This window comes from Niallia alba (assembly GCF_012933555.1).
Classification (GTDB): Bacteria; Bacillota; Bacilli; order Bacillales; family Cytobacillaceae; genus Niallia; species Niallia alba.
In genome coordinates this window covers 2,811,498-2,829,776 of the sequence record NZ_JABBPK010000001.1, presented here as the reverse complement: position 1 = coordinate 2,829,776, position 18,279 = coordinate 2,811,498, and the positions used below count along the sequence as shown (strand labels likewise).

Sequence of the window (18,279 nt, the reverse complement as noted above, 5' to 3'; positions counted from 1 at the left end):
TTTACCGCTTTTTAGTTTCTTCTTTTACACCTAATAAAACCAATGAAGAATCTTAAAAATGTTCTTCATTGGTTATTTGTTGTTTCGTCATGTCTTACTTTGTCTGTGTTTCTTTTTCTTCTTGCTTTAATCGGAAGAATGCAGCAAGGGCAGCGATTAAAGCAAAGGAACAAAGCAGATAGAATTGAAAATTCTCCATATGCTTCATTAAAATGGCCATAATTGGTGGCCCTGCTGCTACTCCGATAAAGCGCATGCTACTATAAATACTAGTGATGGTGCCTCGTTCTTCTTTTTCGATACCTTCTGTTATAAGGGCGTCCAGAGGTGGCAAGCTAGCACCAATACCAATACCAGCAATGGTAAGAAAGACGATGATAAACCACATGTTTTCCGAAAAATTAAGAGCAATCGTACCGATAATGATTGCGACCAGACCGATAAAGGTAATCCACCTCATTAAATTTTTGTCTTTTTTTATTTTTTTGCCTGTAATGTAAGAAGTAAGGCATAAGGCTCCAAGTGGTATAGCAAGATATAGCCCTTTTTTAATATTTTTTATCTGATATTTCTTTTCTAATATATCTGATAAGTAAAACATTTCCGCAAAAAGAACAAACATAACAATAGCTCCAATAAAGAAAATGGCGTATAGCCATTTTTTGTCTTTATGCATTGTTTCTTTCGTATGTTGGATAAATTGCTTAAACGGCAGTGGTTTTACTTTACTCTTTGGCGATTTGACAAAAAACAAGATCAAAACGATTGAAATCAAACAGAAGACCGGAATAGACATGAATGGGATAAACCAAATAAAACCCGCCAAAAAGGCACCAAGAATTGGACTAAGAACTTTCCCAAATGTATTCGCTGTTTCAATAACCCCTAATGTGCTACTAACTTCCTCCTCCTCTTTAAACAAATCACCTACTAACGGTAATACTATCGGAAATGCTCCTGCAGCTCCTACCCCTTGTAATGCACGTCCTATAAGGATCACCCAGTAACTATTATCCATCAGCCATGCAGCAATACCTGAAATCACTCCACCAATAGCTGCAATAATTAAACTTGGGATAATAACCCGTTTACGCCCGATATGATCAGATAAATAACCTGCTACAGGTATAAGAATAATCGCAAGAACAGAATATACTGTAATAATCATACTAACTTGAAAAGAAGATATATTTAACTTTTGTTCAATTGATGGCAATACTGGAATCAGCATGCTATTCCCAAGAGTCATTACTAATGGAATGGAGGAAAGTGAGAATATTGCCATTTTAGAAACCTTTACATTTTGCTTCTTCGCTGTCTTGTGTGCTTTGTTTGTAAGGTTTACTATTCTTTTATCGTCATTTACATGATCCATTTTCATTCTCCCTGCTTTCAAATAGTTAACTATAGTTAATATGTACAGACAAGCTCAAAAATAATGCACTTTCTATCATCCAAAAACTGGGTTTGTGTATTCAGTTTATTTGAACTTTTCGTTTAATAGTGTGTTATTATGGAATAAAAATAGTGGTGGTGTCATGTTAGTGGGAAAAGTTATTGCACTTAGTATTGGCAAGGAAAAATCATTCACATGGAAAGAAAGAAACATTCAGTCAGCGATTGGCAAAGAAAAAGTGAACGAAGCGATTCTAACGTTTGACGGCTTTGTTGGAGATGGAGTTGCCAACACAGCGTTTCATGGTGGGGTATGAGTAAAATGTTTGTGGGAGATGTTGTACCCTGTTTCTCAATGGATGGGGCGTAGATCCATCCATTGAGAAACAGGTCACCAAACGGAAGTGCGGTAGATGGAAAATAAAATCAAATGAAAAAAGGACTCTCTTCTTGTATAGTAAAGTCTGCGAAAACCACAAATACAAGGAAGAGGAGTCCTATGAAAAAAGATACCATACAATTACCCACATTAAAAGAACTGGAAAAAGATTTATTTGTTATGCTTCAAAAGACATTTGGTGAAGTTCTCACGAAGCAACTCGAAGAAATGGATCAACAGATTGCAGAAAATAGAGATAAAAAGAGATTTTACCTTCAGGATAAGCGAGCCGTAGAGATGGATACTTCATTCGGTTCTATTATCATCAATCGGAATTACTATAGGGACAGGGAAAAGGGTGGATACGTTTATCTCCTTGATCACTATTTAGAGTTTGAGGGGTCAAAAGGTTTCAGTCCCCTAGTTGAAACGATGGCAATGGAAATGGCAGTTCAAGGTACATCCTATCGTCATGCTTCCTCCATGATTGAGAAACTTCTAGGTTACAAAGTAATCAGCCATGAGACTATTCGTCAACACCTTCTACAAACAGAAGTTACTTTCGTCAAGCCGACCGACCAATTGAGGAAAGTGCTCTTTGTAGAAGTAGACGGACTATATGTGAAAAGGCAACGTGGAAAACGACGTGGGCGGGAAGAAAAGATTGCTTCCGTACATGAGGGCTGGATAGTCAACGGGAAACGAACATCCTTAATCGCAAAACGTCACTATGTCCACAAAGGTAAAGAAGCGTTCTGGGAAGGATTTGAGCAGTTCTTAATAGATAATTACAACTACAATCCGAGTGAACATCACCTCGTAATTAATGGGGATGGAGCCCAGTGGATTACGGCTTGTCAGGATCACTATAAGAATGCATTCTTTGTCATCGACCGATTCCATGTAGCTCGTGAGGTTAAAACGCTTTTCAAAGGCCATAAGAGATATAGAGTCATTCGTAAGAAACTGGCTCAATATGATGCGAAAGGATTCCTAGTGGAACTTAATAGTGCAGTTGGTACTCTTGAAAACGAAAAGAAAGAAGAACGGTTAGAAGAGTTCATACAACAGCTGTCAAAATATCCTCAGGCCCTTGGAGATTATCGCGAATGGTTGAAGGAAAAAGACATAGACACAAGCCACTATCGTCCAATGGGAAGTGCGGAAGGAACGATGAGTGTATTCGCTAAACGGCTTAAAAACGGCCGCAGCTGGTGCGATAAAGGAATACAAGCATTTATTGACTTTATGGTTGGTATGAAGGATGAATTAGAAATCAAGACGATTTTAGGACGAATTAACCCTAACGATCAAACCGCTTCTGTTTCTCAGCCAAAATATTATGTGGAAAAGTTAAAGAGTTCAGTCGGAGAGCTAACAAGAAATAATTTATCATATTTAAATCGGCAAAAAGGAAAGCCGATATACCATGCTTTACAAGCCTTACGAGGTTTTTAAAAAATGAAGGAAATGAACAAAAACAAAACTAAATTGTTTAGATAACGCTTTCATTTAGGTGGGAAATATAACTAAATAAGAGGGGAGTTTTTCTATCCAAAAAAAACTCCCACAAAAACTTGACTCAATCCATGGTGGGAAAGAAAGGGCAGTATGTTATTATCCTTATGAGCATTATAAAAAATGGGAAGAAGAATTTAAAGCAACGATTAATCCTCCTGCCTTTGGGGAAAATATTTGTGGGACGGAATTTACAGAGCATAATACATATATTGGTGACATCTTTTCTTTAGGAGATGCTGTTGTTCAAGTAACACAAGGGAGATTTCCTTGTTCAACTATTTCAAAATATAATCAGATTGATACATTTTTAAGCAGGATAGTGGAAACATGCTATACCGGTTATTTTCTAAAAGTATTGGAAGAAGGAGTAGTCAGTGAACGGTCTACCTTTCAACTGTTAGATCGTCCCCAAGATAAAGTGTCTGTTTGGGATGCTACAAAAGTGATGCTTCTTGATCGGAAAAATAAAGATGCCATGTTATCAATACTACAAATCGAGCAATTGGCGGAAGATTGGAAAAATCGTTATAAAAAGGCACTTGAAAAAATCAACTGATTTTTTCGAGAAAATGGTTGACTTTTATTTTATTGTTCATTATCATGTAAGTAATATATTGAACGGCAATGAAGAAGAGTAGTATCTTTATTAGAAACCTCAGAGAGCTGGTGGTCGGTGCAAACCAGTGTGGACGATAAAGAGAATGGACTTCTGAGCTTCTAAACCGAACCTATTGTAGTAGGCTTTAGCGAACGTCTCATCGTTACAAGAGACAGAAATTTGTCGATATTCGACTGATTTCTTAAAGTGAGCTTAATTTTATTAAGCTAATGAAGGTGGCACCACGGGTTTCTCGTCCTTTTTATAGGAGAGAGACCCTTTTTTATTTGTAAAAAATATTTGAAACAATAAAGCGTTGAAGAAGAGTAGTAAGTATAAGAAGGATGTTTAAGAGAGTCGGTGGCTGGTGTGAACCGATACATCAATTGTGCTGAATGGACTTCTGAGCGGAGGCTTGAAATAAAAGTAGGGCCTAACGGTATCCCCCGTTACCAGGATAGAGTATAAAATGTACTCGATAAGCGAGAGTGAATCCTTCACTCTAACCAGAGGTGGTACCGCGGTTCATGAATCGTCCTCTATCTGCAAAAGACCAATGCAGATAGAGGACTTTTTTTATAGAGTTTTAAACGGATTAGAGCTTTTCTAATAGCTATAACGAGGAGGATTTATGATGGAAAATAATATGTTGTTAATGGATGAAATTCAAGGAGATACACTTACCCCGATAAGTATTTATCAAAGGTTGTCCGGAAAAAAGAAATTCTTGCTGGAAAGCTCTTTAAAACACGAAGATTCAGGGAGATATTCCATTATCGGATGTGACCCAACCTTTGAACTTATTGGTAAAGGCATGGAAACAGTCATACTTGAAGGCGATAAACGAGAAGTAAGACAAGAAAGAGCGCTTGACTTAGTCAAAGAATTATTACCTAAAAATAACCTAACACTTCCCTTTCAACTACCAGTTAACGCAGGAGCATTCGGTTATGTTGGTTATGATAATATAAAGCACTATGAAAACATTGGTCCAGAAGTTAAGGATGATATTGGAATCCCAGATGTACATCTGATGTTTTTTGAAGATTTAGTAATTTTTGATCATTTAGAACAAAAAGTTTATTTAGTGGCAAGTCCATTAAAAGAAACAACAACAGCAAAAGATCTAAAATTTCGTCTACAGATAAGAAAGCTAGAGATTACTGCTCCATTTAAAGAGGATTCTCCTAAAGTGAAACTGAGCCCTTTTGAAACATGTATATCGAAAGAGCAGTTTATAGAGAAAGTTAATAAGGCGAAGCAATATATTTTAGAAGGAGATATTTTCCAAGTAGTTCCATCACAAAGAATGACAGCAGATATGGAGGGATCTCCGTTTTCTTATTATCGAAAACTGCGCATCAAGAACCAGTCACCTTATATGTATTTCATCGATTTTGACGATTACGCAGTACTTGGGAGTTCACCTGAAAGTTTGATTAAAGCAATAAATGGAAAAGTCATAACGAATCCGATTGCAGGTACTAGGCCAAGAGGTGCGACAAACGAAGAGGATACCAATTTAGAAAATGACTTATTAAAGGATGAAAAGGAATTAGCTGAGCATAAAATGTTGGTTGACTTAGCAAGGAACGATGTTGGAAAGGTAAGTACCTTTGGGAGTATCTCCGTTGATAAGTATATAAAAGTAGAAAAGTATAAGCATGTTATGCATCTAGTTTCAGAAGTAAGTGGAAATTTAAGAAATAATTATACAAGTGTTGATGCACTGATTTCTTGTTTGCCTGCTGGAACTGTATCTGGAGCACCTAAAATACGGGCAATGCAGATTATAAATGAATTAGAAGGAACAAAAAGAGGGATTTACTCAGGGGCAGTTGGCTATTTTTCAAAAAATGGAAATATGGACTTTGCCTTGGCGATTCGTACGATGGTTATTAAAGACAAAAAAGCATATATCCAAGCTGGTGCAGGCATTGTACATGACTCTGTTCCAGAAAAGGAATATGAGGAAACCATTCATAAGCTAAAATTATTTTTGGAGGGACAACATGATTTTATTAATCGATAATTATGATTCTTTTACGTATAACTTATTTCAATATTTAGGGGAATTAGGAGAAGAAATAAAGGTTGTTCGAAATGATGAAATCACTGTAGAAGCTATTCGAAGTTTAAATCCTGAGCGCATTGTTTTGTCACCAGGACCAGGTAGGCCAGAAAATGCAGGCATTTTAATTGAGCTTATCCAATCCCTCTATCAGGAATATCCGATATTAGGAATTTGCTTAGGCCATCAGGGAATTGGATATGCTTTTGGATCAGAAGTAGGAAAGGCGTTAAATGTAATGCATGGAAAAACATCCATATTAAAGGTGACTGGTAATTCTGTTTTTCGTCATATCGAACAACCAATCGAAGTGATGAGATACCATTCTCTTGTTATAAAAAAGGATACATTGCATGAGGACTTTGAAGTATTAGCTTATTCAACGGATGATAACGAGATAATGGCGATTAAGCATAAGCAGTATCCTCTTTATGGCTATCAATTTCATCCTGAGTCAGTTGGAACAGTTAGCGGAAAGCAATTACTGCAAAATTTTATCAATGAAACAAGAAAGGAAGTTCAAAGATGAAACAATATGTGGAAAGATTAATGGCGAATGAATCATTAACGGAACTAGAAATGGAAAGTGCTGCTGCCCTTCTTTTTTCAGATGAAATAACTGATACAGAGATTGCTGCCTTTATTACAAGTTTAAAGATGAAAGGCGAAACAGTAGAAGAAATCGTTGGTATCGTAAATGCTGTACGTAAGCAAACCTTATCTTTTTCTGAACCAATTAGCGGTTGTATGGATAATTGTGGAACAGGTGGAGATAGGTCTCAAAGTTTTAATATAAGTAGTACTTCGGCATTTGTTTTAGCAGGAGCTGGAATTCCAGTCGCTAAACATGGAAATCGTAGCATTTCCAGTAAGACAGGGAGTGCAGATGTTTTAGAGGAACTTGGAATTAAATTAAATGTGACACCAGAACAAAATATGCAACAATTAGAAGAAGTAGGGATTACATTCTTATTCGCCCAACATGTGCAACCGAAAATGGGCAGAATTATGAAGGTTCGCAGAGAATTAAAACTACCGACTATTTTCAATTTAATTGGTCCACTAACCAATCCAATTTCCCTTGAAACGCAAGTATTGGGGATATACAGAAGTGATTTATTGGTTACATTTGCAGAAAGTTTACGAAAGTTAGGAAGAAAACGAGCAGTTGTATTAAATGGAGCAGGTGGTATGGATGAAGCTTCCTTACAAGGTGACAATCAACTAGTCATTCTACAGAACGGAAAGATTGAGGAAACTTCTCTCACACCAGACGATGTAAATTTACCCTATTATACGAATGAAAAAATACGTGGGGGCGATGCAAAGGAAAATGCAGCTATTTTATTGAATGTGTTAAAAGGAAAGAAGGGTGCATATCGAGATACAATCCTTTTAAATGCAGGAATCGGCATCTATACGGCAGGAAGAGCTGAAAGTATTGTTGAGGGAGTCAATTTAGCAAAGGAAAGCATTGACTCTGGAGCAGCGCTTCATAAGTTATCCCAATTAGTAGAAACAAGTAAAGAATTTGAAGGAGCTGGGATTTAAGTGACAACCATTTTGGATAAAATCATTGCAAAAAAAAGGGAAACGATTGAAAATTTATATAAACGAAAAGAAGAGCTAAAAACAAGAAATCAACATTTAAAAAAGAAGTCCTTTGTAGAAAAAATTAAACAAGCAGACACCTTAGCCATCATTGCTGAATTTAAGCGGGCATCACCTTCAAAAGGTGACATTAATATCGATAAAGATCCAACGGAACAAGCAAAAATGTATGAATTATATGGTGCTGATGCCATTTCAGTTTTAACAGATACACCTTTTTTTAAAGGGACATATGAAGATTTAGCTAAGGTTAGAGAAACGGTAAATTTGCCGATATTGTGTAAAGATTTTATTATCGATAAAATTCAAATCGACTTTGCCAAACATTTTGGTGCTGATCTTGTGTTATTAATTGCCGCAGCATTAGATGATGAAACACTCGATGAACTATATACGTACGCAACGAAATTAGGGCTTGAAGTATTGTTGGAGGTTCATAATGAAGAAGAATTGGATAGAGCTTTAAAAACAGACGCACAATTAATTGGGGTCAATAATCGGAATTTAAAAACCTTTGAAGTAACCCTTGAAACGACTGAAAAGCTGGCAAGAAAAATAAAAGAAAGTGGCAGATATATGGTTAGTGAAAGTGGTATATCTACATTTGAGGATATAGTAAAGGTTACTTCTTGTGGAGCTAATGCCATTTTAGTTGGTGAAACTTTTATGAAAGCTTCGGATCTTGAAAGCAAAATGAAAGAAATGAAAGTCGCTGTAAAGGCGGAGATAAAATGAAAGTGAAAATTTGTGGAATTACTACGAAGGAAGCAGCTGCATGTGCGGTAGAAAATGGAGTAAATGCACTCGGCTTTGTGTTTGCTGCTAGCAAAAGAAAAATCAACGCGGAACAGGCGAAAGAAATTATCAAAATACTTCCAACAAACATATTAAAGGTCGGCGTTTTTGTCAATGAATCTAAAAAAAATATAGAGAAAATTGTGAATGTTTCAGGGATTAATGCGATTCAGCTTCATGGCGATGAAACAGCAGACTTTGCTACTGATTTTTCTTTGCCAATTATTAAAGCATTTAGTATTTCATCACAGGCTGATTTACAACAAGTAGTCTCCTACCCATGTGATTATGCCTTACTAGATAGTCCAAAGGGGAAGTATCATGGCGGAAATGGAATAGCTTTCGACTGGAGTATTCTCAAAGATTATGACTTTGGTAATAAGAAAATTATTCTTGCAGGTGGGTTAAATGAAGATAATCTCATTGAAGCAGTAAATACAGCAAAGCCTTATATGGTCGATGTTAGTAGTGGAGTAGAGACCGATGGAAAGAAAGATCTAGTAAAAATAAAAAATTTCTTACAAATCGCAAATACAGTTCATATTTAAGAAAAGAGGGAGCTTAACATGACAGAAACATATGCATATCCAGATAATAAAGGACATTTTGGAATGTATGGAGGAAGATATGTTCCAGAGACATTGATGCAGGCAGTAACAGAGCTGGAAGCAGCATATAAGAAGGCACAAAAAGACGCTGCCTTCCATGAAGACTTAAATAAACTTTTAAAGGATTATGTGGGTAGAGAAACACCGCTCTATTTTGCAGAGAATTTAACAAAATATGCGGGTGGGGCAAAAATTTATTTAAAAAGAGAAGATTTGAATCATACAGGTGCCCATAAAATTAATAATTCTCTAGGGCAAGCTCTTCTTGCGAAAAGAATGGGAAAAAAGAAAGTGGTTGCGGAAACAGGAGCTGGACAGCATGGCGTAGCAACTGCTACAGCATGTGCACTATTAAACTTAGAATGTACGATTTTTATGGGGGAAGAGGATATTAGAAGACAGAAATTAAATGTATTTCGAATGGAATTATTAGGTGCAAAAGTAATAGGGGTTACTTCAGGGAGTGCCACACTTAAGGATGCTTGTAATGAAGCATTACGCTACTGGGTAACAAATGTAGTAGATACCCATTATATATTAGGCTCTGTAATGGGACCACATCCATTTCCAATGATGGTGCGTGATTTTCAAAGTGTCATTGGGATAGAAGCTAAAAAGCAATATATTGAAAAAGTTGGCAACCTACCTGAAGCAATTGTTGCTTGTATTGGTGGAGGAAGTAATGCGATGGGGATTTTTTATCCTTTCATTGAAGATGAAAGTGTCGCTTTATATGGGGTAGAGGCTTCAGGACATGGTCTTCATACAGATAAGCATGCTGCTTCTTTATCAAAAGGCAAACCAGGTGTGTTACACGGATCTTATATGTATTTACTGCAAAATGAAGATGGGCAAATTCAAGAAGCACACTCTATTTCAGCAGGTTTAGATTATCCTGGAATTGGTCCAGAACATAGTTTTTTACATGATATTGGACGGGCAACCTATGAGTCTGTTACAGATGACGAAGCCTTTGAAGCACTTCAGCTGCTTTGTAAAGTGGAAGGGATTATTCCAGCCTTAGAAAGTGCTCATGCAATTAGCTATGCGGTGAAACTGGCAGCTAAAATGAATAAAGAAGAAGGAATAATTGTTTGTTTATCTGGAAGAGGAGATAAAGACGTAAATACAGTTATGGAAAGAATGGAGGAGTAACAATATGATAACAATCGAAGCTGCCTTTAAAAAGACACTCGAAAAAGGAGATAAAGCATTTGTTCCATATATTATGGCTGGAGATGGAGGGCTGGAGACTTTAAAAGATAAAGTTCTCTTCCTTGAAGAAGCAGGTGCAACTGCCATTGAGCTCGGTATTCCATTTTCTGACCCAGTAGCGGATGGCCCTATTATTCAAGCGGCAGGTATCCGTTCGCTTGAAGCTGGAACGACTTTGAGAGGTGTTTTCGAAACAATTCAATCCTTTAGATCATTAACTAGCATACCCCTTGTCATAATGACCTATTTAAACCCAGTTTTAGCCTATGGACCAGAGTCATTTTTCCAAGACTGTGAAAAAGCAGCAATTAATGGATTGATAGTACCTGACTTACCAGTTGAAGAAGAAGTGCTACTAGAAGAACTAGCAGCAAAGCACAATGTAGAAATTATCCGATTAGTAACCCTAACAAGTCCTATCGATCGGATTGAAAATATTTCAAAAAAAGGAAAGGGATTTTTATACGCAGTTACAGTTACGGGTATCACGGGATCTAGAACAAACTTCCAAGCTCATTTAGGTGCTCATTTATTAAAGGTGAAGGAAGTTAGCCCAATTCCCGTCCTTGCTGGATTCGGAATTTCTTCGCCAGAACACGTTGCGAGCATGGCAGAATATTGTGATGGTGTTATTGTAGGGAGTAGAATCGTTGAACTATTTTCACAGAATAATTTAGATGAAATAAAAGCGCTAATTGCTGCAAGCAAAAAAGGAAATACATTATCTGCTATTTAAAATAACAAATTCTCCTTCATTCTAATACTTGAATGAAGGAGAATTTGTGTTTAAACCATTCCTCAATAAAAAGGACTGTTCCATAAAGTGAAACTTCCATCAGTGGGGGTTTTCCTTGATCCCCCACCTAGCTTCCTCGTATTCTCATAAGCTTGAGGGGGAGTCTTACTGTCCGTTAAGAGTGGGATAAATGGTTGGCCTATCAGTAAATTACTCTCCAAAATTAAGATTTTTATATAATTGTCTGTTTTCCTTAGTCAGCTCGTTAATAAGAGGTGACACAGCATACTGTTTAAAAGTAAATTCAGGAACAATGTAGGAAAAGTATCTTAGAATTGACTCGTTTTTTATCCGGAGCATCCTAAGGCTTCCCATAAAAACTTCTTTCTGGATGGCGTATTTAGAAACGATGGAAATTCCTAAATCAGCTTCTACCGATTCTTTAATAATCTGTGTACTGCCAAATGAGCGGATTATTGGAGGATGAAAGGCATGGTTTTGAAAAAAATGATTAACGATTTCTCTTGTTCCTGACCCTTCTTCTCTAAGTATCCAAGTTTCATCATATAATTTCTCTAAATCTACAGATGAAAGATGGGCGAACCGATGATTCTTGCTGACAATGACGACAAGTTCATCTTCTTTAAATGGAGTTATCGTTAAATGGGGATGGCTTTTTAAATTACTATCAATGATTCCTAAATCAATCTCTCCCCGAAGTAATTGGGCAATAACACGATTGGAATTTCTTATACTTATCATGGGATCATCGCGTTTTTCGTCCAATTTTAAATATTCAGCAATCACTTTTGGAAGTAAATACTCCCCGAATGTAAAGCTAGAACCAATGGCGAGAGGACGACTTTTCTTTTCTGAAAGATGTTCAATTAAATCATTCACTTCCTTGTACTCAGATAAAATCTTCTTTGCATGAAAATAGAATAGCTCTCCTGCTTTAGTAAGTTTTACATATTTATTCGTTCTGTCTAAAAAGGTAACATTATACTTTTTTTCAAGTGCTTTTATGGAAAGCGTTACTGCAGATTGAGTAATATGTAAGCTTTCGGCTGCCCTAGTAAAATTTAGTTTTTCAGCAACTGTTACGAAGGTCAATAAATGATAATCCAAAAAAACACGCTCCTTTATAAAACAATAGAATAGCTGATGCGAAAGCAAACTTTTAAAAATTAGATGGAGAGAATATTAAGAGTGTTCCAAAAAAAAGGAATAGGAAACTGATTCTATCTATTATTATACTAAAAACTAGCAAGGATAAATATATAAGTTGATAGAATTATTGAAAAATAATGAATATTTACTAAATTGATTTTTGTCTGTTTTTATTAATCATCCATATCTCCTAGTTTAAGAAGCATAGTTCGGTATTTATTTCGGAATTTTAAATATTTTTCTTGTGGAAAAAGCAAATAACCTCTATAATCAATAATGATTCTCAATATGAGTTATAGCAGAAAATGGAAACAAAACTATTTGATTTGAACATTTATCCCACTCTTAACGGGCAGTAAGACTCCTACCTCATGCTGGGTAAAATCAAAGAAGCTAGTGGGGGATAACTGTAACTGCCTATAAAGGTCCGATAAGTGCAACTAACTATCAGTTTGGCGTGAGGAAAAAACCCCATTGATGGAAGTTTTCTGTATAAGAATAAGGGGAGTTAAAAATAACTGCTTAAAGGGAACAATAGGAACAAAAAAATAGTTGACTAGAATGATACGAAAATCTAGAAAAGGATAGGTGTGAAGGAGAACAATCATGATTAAACGCTTTTTTTCATATTATAAACCTCATAAGAAATTATTTACGCTCGACTTTTCCAGCGCGATAGTCGTTGCATTATTAGAGCTCGCTTTTCCACTTGCGGTATCTTGGTATATTGATGAATTACTACCAGAAGGAAATTGGAGTTCCATTTTATCTGTAGGCGTAGGTCTGCTTCTATTATATGTAACAAGTACCTTTCTTCAATACATTGTTAACTATTGGGGACATAAGTTAGGAATAAATATTGAAACGGATATGAGAGGTCAATTATTTACCCATGTACAAAGACAGTCGTTTTCGTTTTTTGACAATACGAAAACAGGACATATTATGAGTCGGATTACCAATGATTTATTTGACATTGGAGAACTTGCTCATCATGGACCAGAGGATTTATTTATTGCTATTATGACTTTTGTAGGCGCGTTCTGGATTATGTTGACGATCAATGTAAAACTAGCAATAATCGTTATCTTTATCGTGCCGATCCTTGTTTGGCTCATTACATACTGTAATCGAAGCATGAATAAAGCATGGGGACAAATGTATGGAGATATTGCAGATGTAAATGCTAGAGTAGAAGATAGTGTATCTGGTGTGCGTGTTGTACAATCTTTTACAAATGAAGAGTATGAGATTTCTAGATTTACAGTTAACAATAGAAGATTCCGTAAAGCTAAAATTGGCGCATATAAAGTAATGTCCATTACCTCATCCTCTGTGTATATGTTAATGAGATTCTTTACATTAGTCGTTTTAGTATTTGGTGCCTGGTTAACTTTTAATGAACAAATGAAAATTGGGGAATTAGTATCCTTTATCCTTTTTGTGAATATATTACAAAAACCAATTGATAAAATTAGTGCAATATTAGAACTATATCCTAAAGGGATGGCTGGCTTCAAGCGCTTCTTAGACTTGTTAGATTCAGAACCCAAGATTCTAGATCGTAAAGATGCAATAGAGATAAACTCCTTAAATGGTGATATTGCATTAGCGGATGTAACCTTTAGCTATGACAGTAATCCTGTTTTAACAAACATTAATTTGTCCATAAATGCCGGAGAAACAATTGCATTTGTCGGTCCTTCTGGGGCTGGAAAGACAACTATTTGTTCTTTAATCCCACGCTTTTATGACGTAAATAGTGGAAGTATCAAAATTGATGGTATCGATATTAGAGATATGACGATGAAATCATTAAGGTCACAAATTGGAATTGTTCAACAAGACGTCTTTTTATTTACAGGCACGTTAAAGGAAAACATCGCCTATGGAAATTTAAATGCAACAGATGAAGAAATCCATGAGGCGGTTAGAAGAGCGCATCTCGAAGATTTAGTGCTTAAATTGCCAGATGGCTATGAAACGCAAATTGGTGAAAGAGGATTGAAATTATCAGGTGGACAAAAACAAAGAATTGCGATTGCACGGATGTTCTTGAAAAACCCACCAATTCTCATATTAGATGAAGCGACTTCTGCACTTGACACAGAAACAGAATTAATTATTCAAAACTCTTTAAATGAGCTAGCTAAAAATCGAACTACACTAATTATAGCTCATCGTCTTGCGACTATCCGTAATGCGGATCGTATTGTTGTAGTAACGGAAAATGGGATAGAAGAAGAAGGGAAACATGATGAATTATTAGAACGTAATGGTATTTTTGCTAATCTTCATCGTGTTCAATATCAACGCTAATTTTCGGGTCTGTACTTATAATAGTACAGACCCTCAGACTGTCGACAAACCCTGAATTTTAGAAATAGAGGTTTGTCTATAGTATATTTATTAGTCTCTTTGAATAGGGATGTTGCTTTTCGCTCCAGGGGCTCGCCCCGTGGAAAGCGAAGTGTATTCCGTCTGCGGGTGATCACCACAAACCTTCTTTCTTAAAATGAATAAAACCCCAAACAATTATACGAACTTCTCTTAGCATGTACGTATAATCGTTCGGGGTTATTTGGTTGAAAATACTTATGTCCCAGCTTATTTTACATCATAAAAAATACTGTTCTAATTATCCGATATGCGATATATTGGATATAAGTTTTTTGAATATTAAATCAGAAAGAGGGGCAAGTGGTTGAGACCAATTATTTTAGGGATATTTGCTGCGTTATTTTTTGCAGTCACATTTGTATTAAATCAGTCCATGGAAATAGGTGGAGGAAACTGGATATGGAGTGCATCCTTACGTTATTTTTTCATGGTTCCGCTATTGCTTGTAATAGTAGTGTGTCGAAAGAATGCATCGGCAGTTTGGCAAGAATTAAAGAAAAACCCAGTTTCTTGGATGCTCTGGAGTACAATCGGGTTTGGAATTTTTTATGGTGGAATTTGTTTAGCAGGTGCTTATGGACCAGGATGGCTTGTAGCAGGAACATGGCAGATCACGATTATTTCTGGAACACTTCTGGCACCTTTATTTTATGAGGAAAAAATGAGAAGAGATGGAAGTATTCAAATAGTAAGAAGGAAAATCCCCTATAAAAGTCTATCCTTTTCCATATTAATTGTTTTAGGTGTCATTATTATGCAATTAGAATTCGCTGTATCCATTTCGTTAAAGGAGGCTTTATTTTGTTTTATACCAATTCTTATCTCAGCATTCGCTTATCCATTAGGTAATCGGAAAATGATGGTGATTTGTAATGGGAGGCTAGATGTTTTTCAACGTGTATTAGGGATGACAATTGCAAGCATTCCTTTTTGGCTCGTATTATCGCTTATTGGTACGTTTACTGTAGGGATACCCGGAAGGCAGCAAATTATCCAATCTGCTATAGTTGCCGTATTTTCTGGGATAATTGCGACAATATTATTTTTTGCAGCAACTGACTTAGTGAAGGACAATATGGTTAAATTAGGTGCAGTAGAAGCAACACAATCATTGGAAATCTTATTTGCTTTAATAGGAGAAGTTTTATTTCTTTCCGCTCATTTACCGAGTCCAGTAAGTTTTTTTGGAATTAGTCTGGTTATGGTTGGAATGATTTTTCACAGTGTATATTCGAGTAAGAAAATACACATAAATAGTAGCGTGGAAGCATCATGATGTTCTTTAGAGTATTCGTTAATAATTTGTTAAGATTCTTAAGGTTTATTAAGTTTATTTGGAGTTATCGGAATTTTTTACTTTTTCCAATAGAATCGTTATACTATGTTAATGAGTAGGAATAGATATTTACAAATTTAGAAGTTTGATTTAGTTAGTCCGAAATAAGTTGATTTTTAGGTGCATCGTGGTTTGATTAAGAAGTCATAAAGGTAAATTTACGGAATTTCATACATAGTAAATGTAAGGACAAAGGCTGCTTTGTTTTAAAAATCAAACTTAAGGTAACAAAACGGATAGATATAGAGCCTTTAAGAATACGGTATTCTGACAGTCGTGTTTTTTGGCTATCACTTCTAAAATTAATGATTAGGAGGAAAAGCAAAATGACAAAGAAGTTAGAAGAGAAAGAGATTAAATTAATTGCACTGGATATGGATGGTACGTTATTAAACGAAAAAGGTGAAATTCCGGAGGAGAATAAAAAAGCAATTAAAGAGGCTCATGATCAAGGGGTGCATGTAGTATTAAGTACCGGTAGATCCATTGCGACCTGTAGAGATCATGCGAAAAGCCTTTTATTAAAAACCTTTTTAGTAACAGTGAACGGTAGTGAAATATGGGATATGAATGGGAATTTAATCGAAAGAAATCTTGTAGACGCTACCCATATTCAATGGATGTGGGAATTAGCACAGCAGCATAAAGCAAATATGTGGGCAGCTAGTTGTGATCAAGTATGGATAGATAAAATGCCTGAAGATGTAAGTAAATCAGAATGGCTTAAATTTGGCTTTCACATAGAAGATGATCAAGTCCGTGAACAAGTTTTAAACAGTTTAAACGAGAAAAACTGTTTTGAAATTAGTAATTCATCACCAGTTAACATTGAGGTAAATGCATTAGGTATAAATAAGGCAAGAGGGCTCAAAAAAGTATGTGAGCTATTACATATCACAATGGATCAAGTATTAGCAGCTGGGGACAGCCTAAATGATATTAGCATGATTAAAGAAGCTGGGATAGGGGTAGCAATGGGAAATGCTCAAGAAATTGTAAAACAAACAGCAGATGTTGTGACTTTAACGAATAATGAAAATGGTGTTGCATACGCGATTAGAAAATGGGCATTAAAAAAGGAAGTTGCCGAAGTAAAAAAATAATCCATTCTAATTGTCATACTGAAATATGTTTTTCTCACTAGTGTTGCATAAATATTGTCGCAATTTTCAGTCTCATTATCCTCCTTGTTTAGAGCCAAAAAGGTAAATACCTATTCAAAGGTGGCTCCATCCATTTGGGTTTTTTTTACAATTAGACTTGTGCGACAACAACAATTTGCTTATTAAGGGATGGCTTTCCCTTCAATCTTTCGAAGCCAGATATGGGCTGGTTTCCACAATGCAGCCCTTAAATAACGGCTAATTTGTAAGGTTTTTCGCTTACTTCTTGTTTCAAGTTGTACGAGAACATGTAGGCAAAAAACAATCAGTGCGATAAACACTTGGTTTTGAATCGCCCATTCACTTTGACCGTAGAACTTTTTGATGCTGAGATGCTGTTTGATCCATTTAAAGAACAACTCAATTGCCCACCGTGATTTGTACATCTCTGAAATTTCTTCGGCACTCAAATCAAAACGATTGGTAATTAAATGCAGTTCATTTCCTTTTGAATCCATCACTTTTAGAAGACGAAAGTAATTTTCAGCACGGTTTTGAGTCGTACCAATCAACACCATTTGATCTGACAAAACAGCTGAATTCTCGGGTAGTTTAAAATTATAAACTTCCCGTATGACTGCGTTTTTCCGTAGCCTTGAAAGAAAAAAGTAACCATCATCTGTCATTCGGTCAAAGCGCTCGTAATCTAGGTAGCCACGGTCAAACACATACATGCATTCTTTATCATCAACCATGATTTCAAGCTGACCACGATCATGTTCTTTTGCCGTTGTTAAAACAGCCTTTTCAGGATAGGAACTCCCTTTTTCCATAAACACAAGTCTCAAATGCAACTTGACACCCGCTTTTGTTTTGCGGAACTTTGCCCATTTATGATTGGTCAAATTAAGTGGCAATGTGCTTGAATCAATGATTTTTAACGGCATAATAAGCTTTGTATAATGTGTTTTTGCATGAATTTGTGCGACTAAATCAAGGAAAAGCCTTTGAAATAAATCTGGATTTATACCGTTTAATCGGCGTGAGAGCTGAGAAATACTGATTGAATCAAGATCAATGCCTTTTTGTAGTTGGTCGTCGAAAAGACAATCGCTTAGCTCATGCAAACTTTCGACTTCTTGTAGCTGTGCAAAAAGGAGTAATTTTAGAAATGAGTCTGTTTTTAGTTTTTTCGTATAGTAATCTAATTTCAACGTTTTCACGGTTTCTTCAAAAAGTTGAAGATTTATTGGTGAAAACCATTGTCCAAATGAAGTTTTTCGTGTAATCTTGTCCATGTGTTGGTCCTTTTTTAGTGGATTTGGACGGGTTACCACCTGA

The 18,279-nt window shown here is 36.0% G+C and carries 16 protein-coding genes and 2 other annotated features; of the genes, 13 read left to right on the top strand and 3 right to left on the bottom strand.

Features of this window, described 5'->3' with window-relative positions:
• Positions 1 to 94: 94 nt before the first annotated feature.
• Entirely contained in the window at positions 95 to 1,375 is a 1,281-nt protein-coding gene (locus tag HHU08_RS13535) for an MFS transporter (protein ID WP_169188667.1), read from the bottom strand.
• 163 nt (positions 1,376 to 1,538) lie between these two features.
• Between HHU08_RS13535 and HHU08_RS13530 the strand changes: the two genes are divergently transcribed.
• The 10 genes from HHU08_RS13530 to trpA all read left to right on the top strand — a co-directional run bounded on the left by HHU08_RS13530 (position 1,539) and on the right by trpA (position 10,929).
• Positions 1,539 to 1,712: an MOSC domain-containing protein gene (locus HHU08_RS13530; protein ID WP_205835615.1), complete on the top strand. Its 174-nt coding sequence runs from the start codon at positions 1,539 to 1,541 to the stop codon at positions 1,710 to 1,712.
• Positions 1,713 to 1,894: 182 nt separating this feature from the next.
• Positions 1,895 to 3,232: an ISLre2 family transposase gene (locus HHU08_RS13525; RefSeq protein ID WP_169187606.1), complete on the top strand. Its 1,338-nt coding sequence runs from the start codon at positions 1,895 to 1,897 to the stop codon at positions 3,230 to 3,232.
• Positions 3,233 to 3,326: 94 nt separating this feature from the next.
• Positions 3,327 to 3,851: an MOSC domain-containing protein gene (locus tag HHU08_RS13520; RefSeq protein ID WP_328823069.1), complete on the top strand. Its 525-nt coding sequence runs from the start codon at positions 3,327 to 3,329 to the stop codon at positions 3,849 to 3,851.
• A 59-nt stretch (positions 3,852 to 3,910) separates the two neighbouring features.
• Positions 3,911 to 4,157: a binding site (T-box leader), on the top strand.
• A gap of 43 nt (positions 4,158 to 4,200) precedes the next feature.
• Positions 4,201 to 4,436: a binding site (T-box leader), on the top strand.
• Between the two features lie 91 nt (positions 4,437 to 4,527).
• On the top strand, positions 4,528 to 5,925 hold the full coding sequence (gene trpE / locus HHU08_RS13515; RefSeq protein ID WP_169189681.1) for an anthranilate synthase component I: 1,398 nt from the start codon (positions 4,528 to 4,530) through the stop codon (positions 5,923 to 5,925).
• Positions 5,906 to 6,493, top strand: a complete 588-nt coding sequence (locus HHU08_RS13510; protein WP_169188666.1) for an anthranilate synthase component II — start codon at positions 5,906 to 5,908, stop codon at positions 6,491 to 6,493. Before trpE ends, HHU08_RS13510 begins: the two co-directional genes overlap by 20 nt.
• On the top strand, positions 6,490 to 7,515 hold the full coding sequence (trpD, locus tag HHU08_RS13505) for an anthranilate phosphoribosyltransferase (protein WP_169188665.1): 1,026 nt from the start codon (positions 6,490 to 6,492) through the stop codon (positions 7,513 to 7,515). The genes HHU08_RS13510 and trpD overlap by 4 nt, the downstream gene beginning before the upstream one ends.
• Complete coding sequence (gene trpC / locus HHU08_RS13500) at positions 7,516 to 8,310, top strand: indole-3-glycerol phosphate synthase TrpC (protein ID WP_169188664.1); 795 nt, start codon at positions 7,516 to 7,518, stop codon at positions 8,308 to 8,310. It abuts the gene before it with no gap.
• On the top strand, positions 8,307 to 8,918 hold the full coding sequence (locus HHU08_RS13495) for a phosphoribosylanthranilate isomerase (protein ID WP_101731087.1): 612 nt from the start codon (positions 8,307 to 8,309) through the stop codon (positions 8,916 to 8,918). The genes trpC and HHU08_RS13495 overlap by 4 nt, the downstream gene beginning before the upstream one ends.
• 18 nt (positions 8,919 to 8,936) lie before the next feature.
• A complete protein-coding gene (trpB, locus tag HHU08_RS13490; protein WP_101731088.1) occupies positions 8,937 to 10,133 on the top strand; it encodes a tryptophan synthase subunit beta in 1,197 nt (398 codons plus the stop codon).
• Between the two features lie 4 nt (positions 10,134 to 10,137).
• Positions 10,138 to 10,929, top strand: coding sequence for a tryptophan synthase subunit alpha (trpA, locus tag HHU08_RS13485; RefSeq protein ID WP_169188663.1), 792 nt, complete (start codon positions 10,138 to 10,140; stop codon positions 10,927 to 10,929).
• Positions 10,930 to 11,139: 210 nt separating this feature from the next.
• On the opposite strand, the gene HHU08_RS13480 is transcribed toward trpA, so the two are convergent.
• Positions 11,140 to 12,057, bottom strand: a complete 918-nt coding sequence (locus HHU08_RS13480; RefSeq protein WP_101731090.1) for a LysR family transcriptional regulator — start codon at positions 12,055 to 12,057, stop codon at positions 11,140 to 11,142.
• 648 nt (positions 12,058 to 12,705) lie between these two features.
• Between HHU08_RS13480 and HHU08_RS13475 the strand changes: the two genes are divergently transcribed.
• The 3 genes from HHU08_RS13475 (at position 12,706) to HHU08_RS13465 (ending at position 16,938) form a co-directional block, all read left to right on the top strand.
• The gene (locus HHU08_RS13475; protein ID WP_016203622.1) at positions 12,706 to 14,418 is read left to right on the top strand and encodes an ABC transporter ATP-binding protein; all 1,713 of its coding nucleotides are present in this window, start codon (positions 12,706 to 12,708) and stop codon (positions 14,416 to 14,418) included.
• Positions 14,419 to 14,803: 385 nt separating this feature from the next.
• Complete coding sequence (locus HHU08_RS13470) at positions 14,804 to 15,775, top strand: DMT family transporter (RefSeq protein ID WP_169188662.1); 972 nt, start codon at positions 14,804 to 14,806, stop codon at positions 15,773 to 15,775.
• Between the two features lie 386 nt (positions 15,776 to 16,161).
• Positions 16,162 to 16,938, top strand: coding sequence for a Cof-type HAD-IIB family hydrolase (locus tag HHU08_RS13465; protein WP_169188661.1), 777 nt, complete (start codon positions 16,162 to 16,164; stop codon positions 16,936 to 16,938).
• A gap of 182 nt (positions 16,939 to 17,120) precedes the next feature.
• Here HHU08_RS13465 and HHU08_RS13460 read toward each other — a convergent pair whose 3' ends face one another.
• Positions 17,121 to 18,236: an IS4 family transposase gene (locus tag HHU08_RS13460; RefSeq protein WP_016201461.1), complete on the bottom strand. Its 1,116-nt coding sequence runs from the start codon at positions 18,234 to 18,236 to the stop codon at positions 17,121 to 17,123.
• Positions 18,237 to 18,279: the final 43 nt, after the last annotated feature.

What these genes read in the sequence shown, in the direction of transcription:
- HHU08_RS13510 (WP_169188666.1), top strand. Translation starts at nt 5,906, where the DNA reads ATGATTTTATTAATCGATAATTATGATTCTTTTACGTATAACTTATTT.
- trpA (WP_169188663.1), top strand. Translation starts at nt 10,138, where the DNA reads ATGATAACAATCGAAGCTGCCTTTAAAAAGACACTCGAAAAAGGAGAT.
- HHU08_RS13525 (WP_169187606.1), top strand. Translation starts at nt 1,895, where the DNA reads ATGAAAAAAGATACCATACAATTACCCACATTAAAAGAACTGGAAAAA.
- trpB (WP_101731088.1), top strand. Translation starts at nt 8,937, where the DNA reads ATGACAGAAACATATGCATATCCAGATAATAAAGGACATTTTGGAATG.
- HHU08_RS13475 (WP_016203622.1), top strand. Translation starts at nt 12,706, where the DNA reads ATGATTAAACGCTTTTTTTCATATTATAAACCTCATAAGAAATTATTT.
- trpD (WP_169188665.1), top strand. Translation starts at nt 6,490, where the DNA reads ATGAAACAATATGTGGAAAGATTAATGGCGAATGAATCATTAACGGAA.
- HHU08_RS13465 (WP_169188661.1), top strand. Translation starts at nt 16,162, where the DNA reads ATGACAAAGAAGTTAGAAGAGAAAGAGATTAAATTAATTGCACTGGAT.
- HHU08_RS13530 (WP_205835615.1), top strand. Translation starts at nt 1,539, where the DNA reads ATGTTAGTGGGAAAAGTTATTGCACTTAGTATTGGCAAGGAAAAATCA.
- HHU08_RS13535 (WP_169188667.1), bottom strand. Translation starts at nt 1,375, where the DNA reads ATGGATCATGTAAATGACGATAAAAGAATAGTAAACCTTACAAACAAA.
- trpE (WP_169189681.1), top strand. Translation starts at nt 4,528, where the DNA reads ATGGAAAATAATATGTTGTTAATGGATGAAATTCAAGGAGATACACTT.
- HHU08_RS13495 (WP_101731087.1), top strand. Translation starts at nt 8,307, where the DNA reads ATGAAAGTGAAAATTTGTGGAATTACTACGAAGGAAGCAGCTGCATGT.
- HHU08_RS13460 (WP_016201461.1), bottom strand. Translation starts at nt 18,236, where the DNA reads ATGGACAAGATTACACGAAAAACTTCATTTGGACAATGGTTTTCACCA.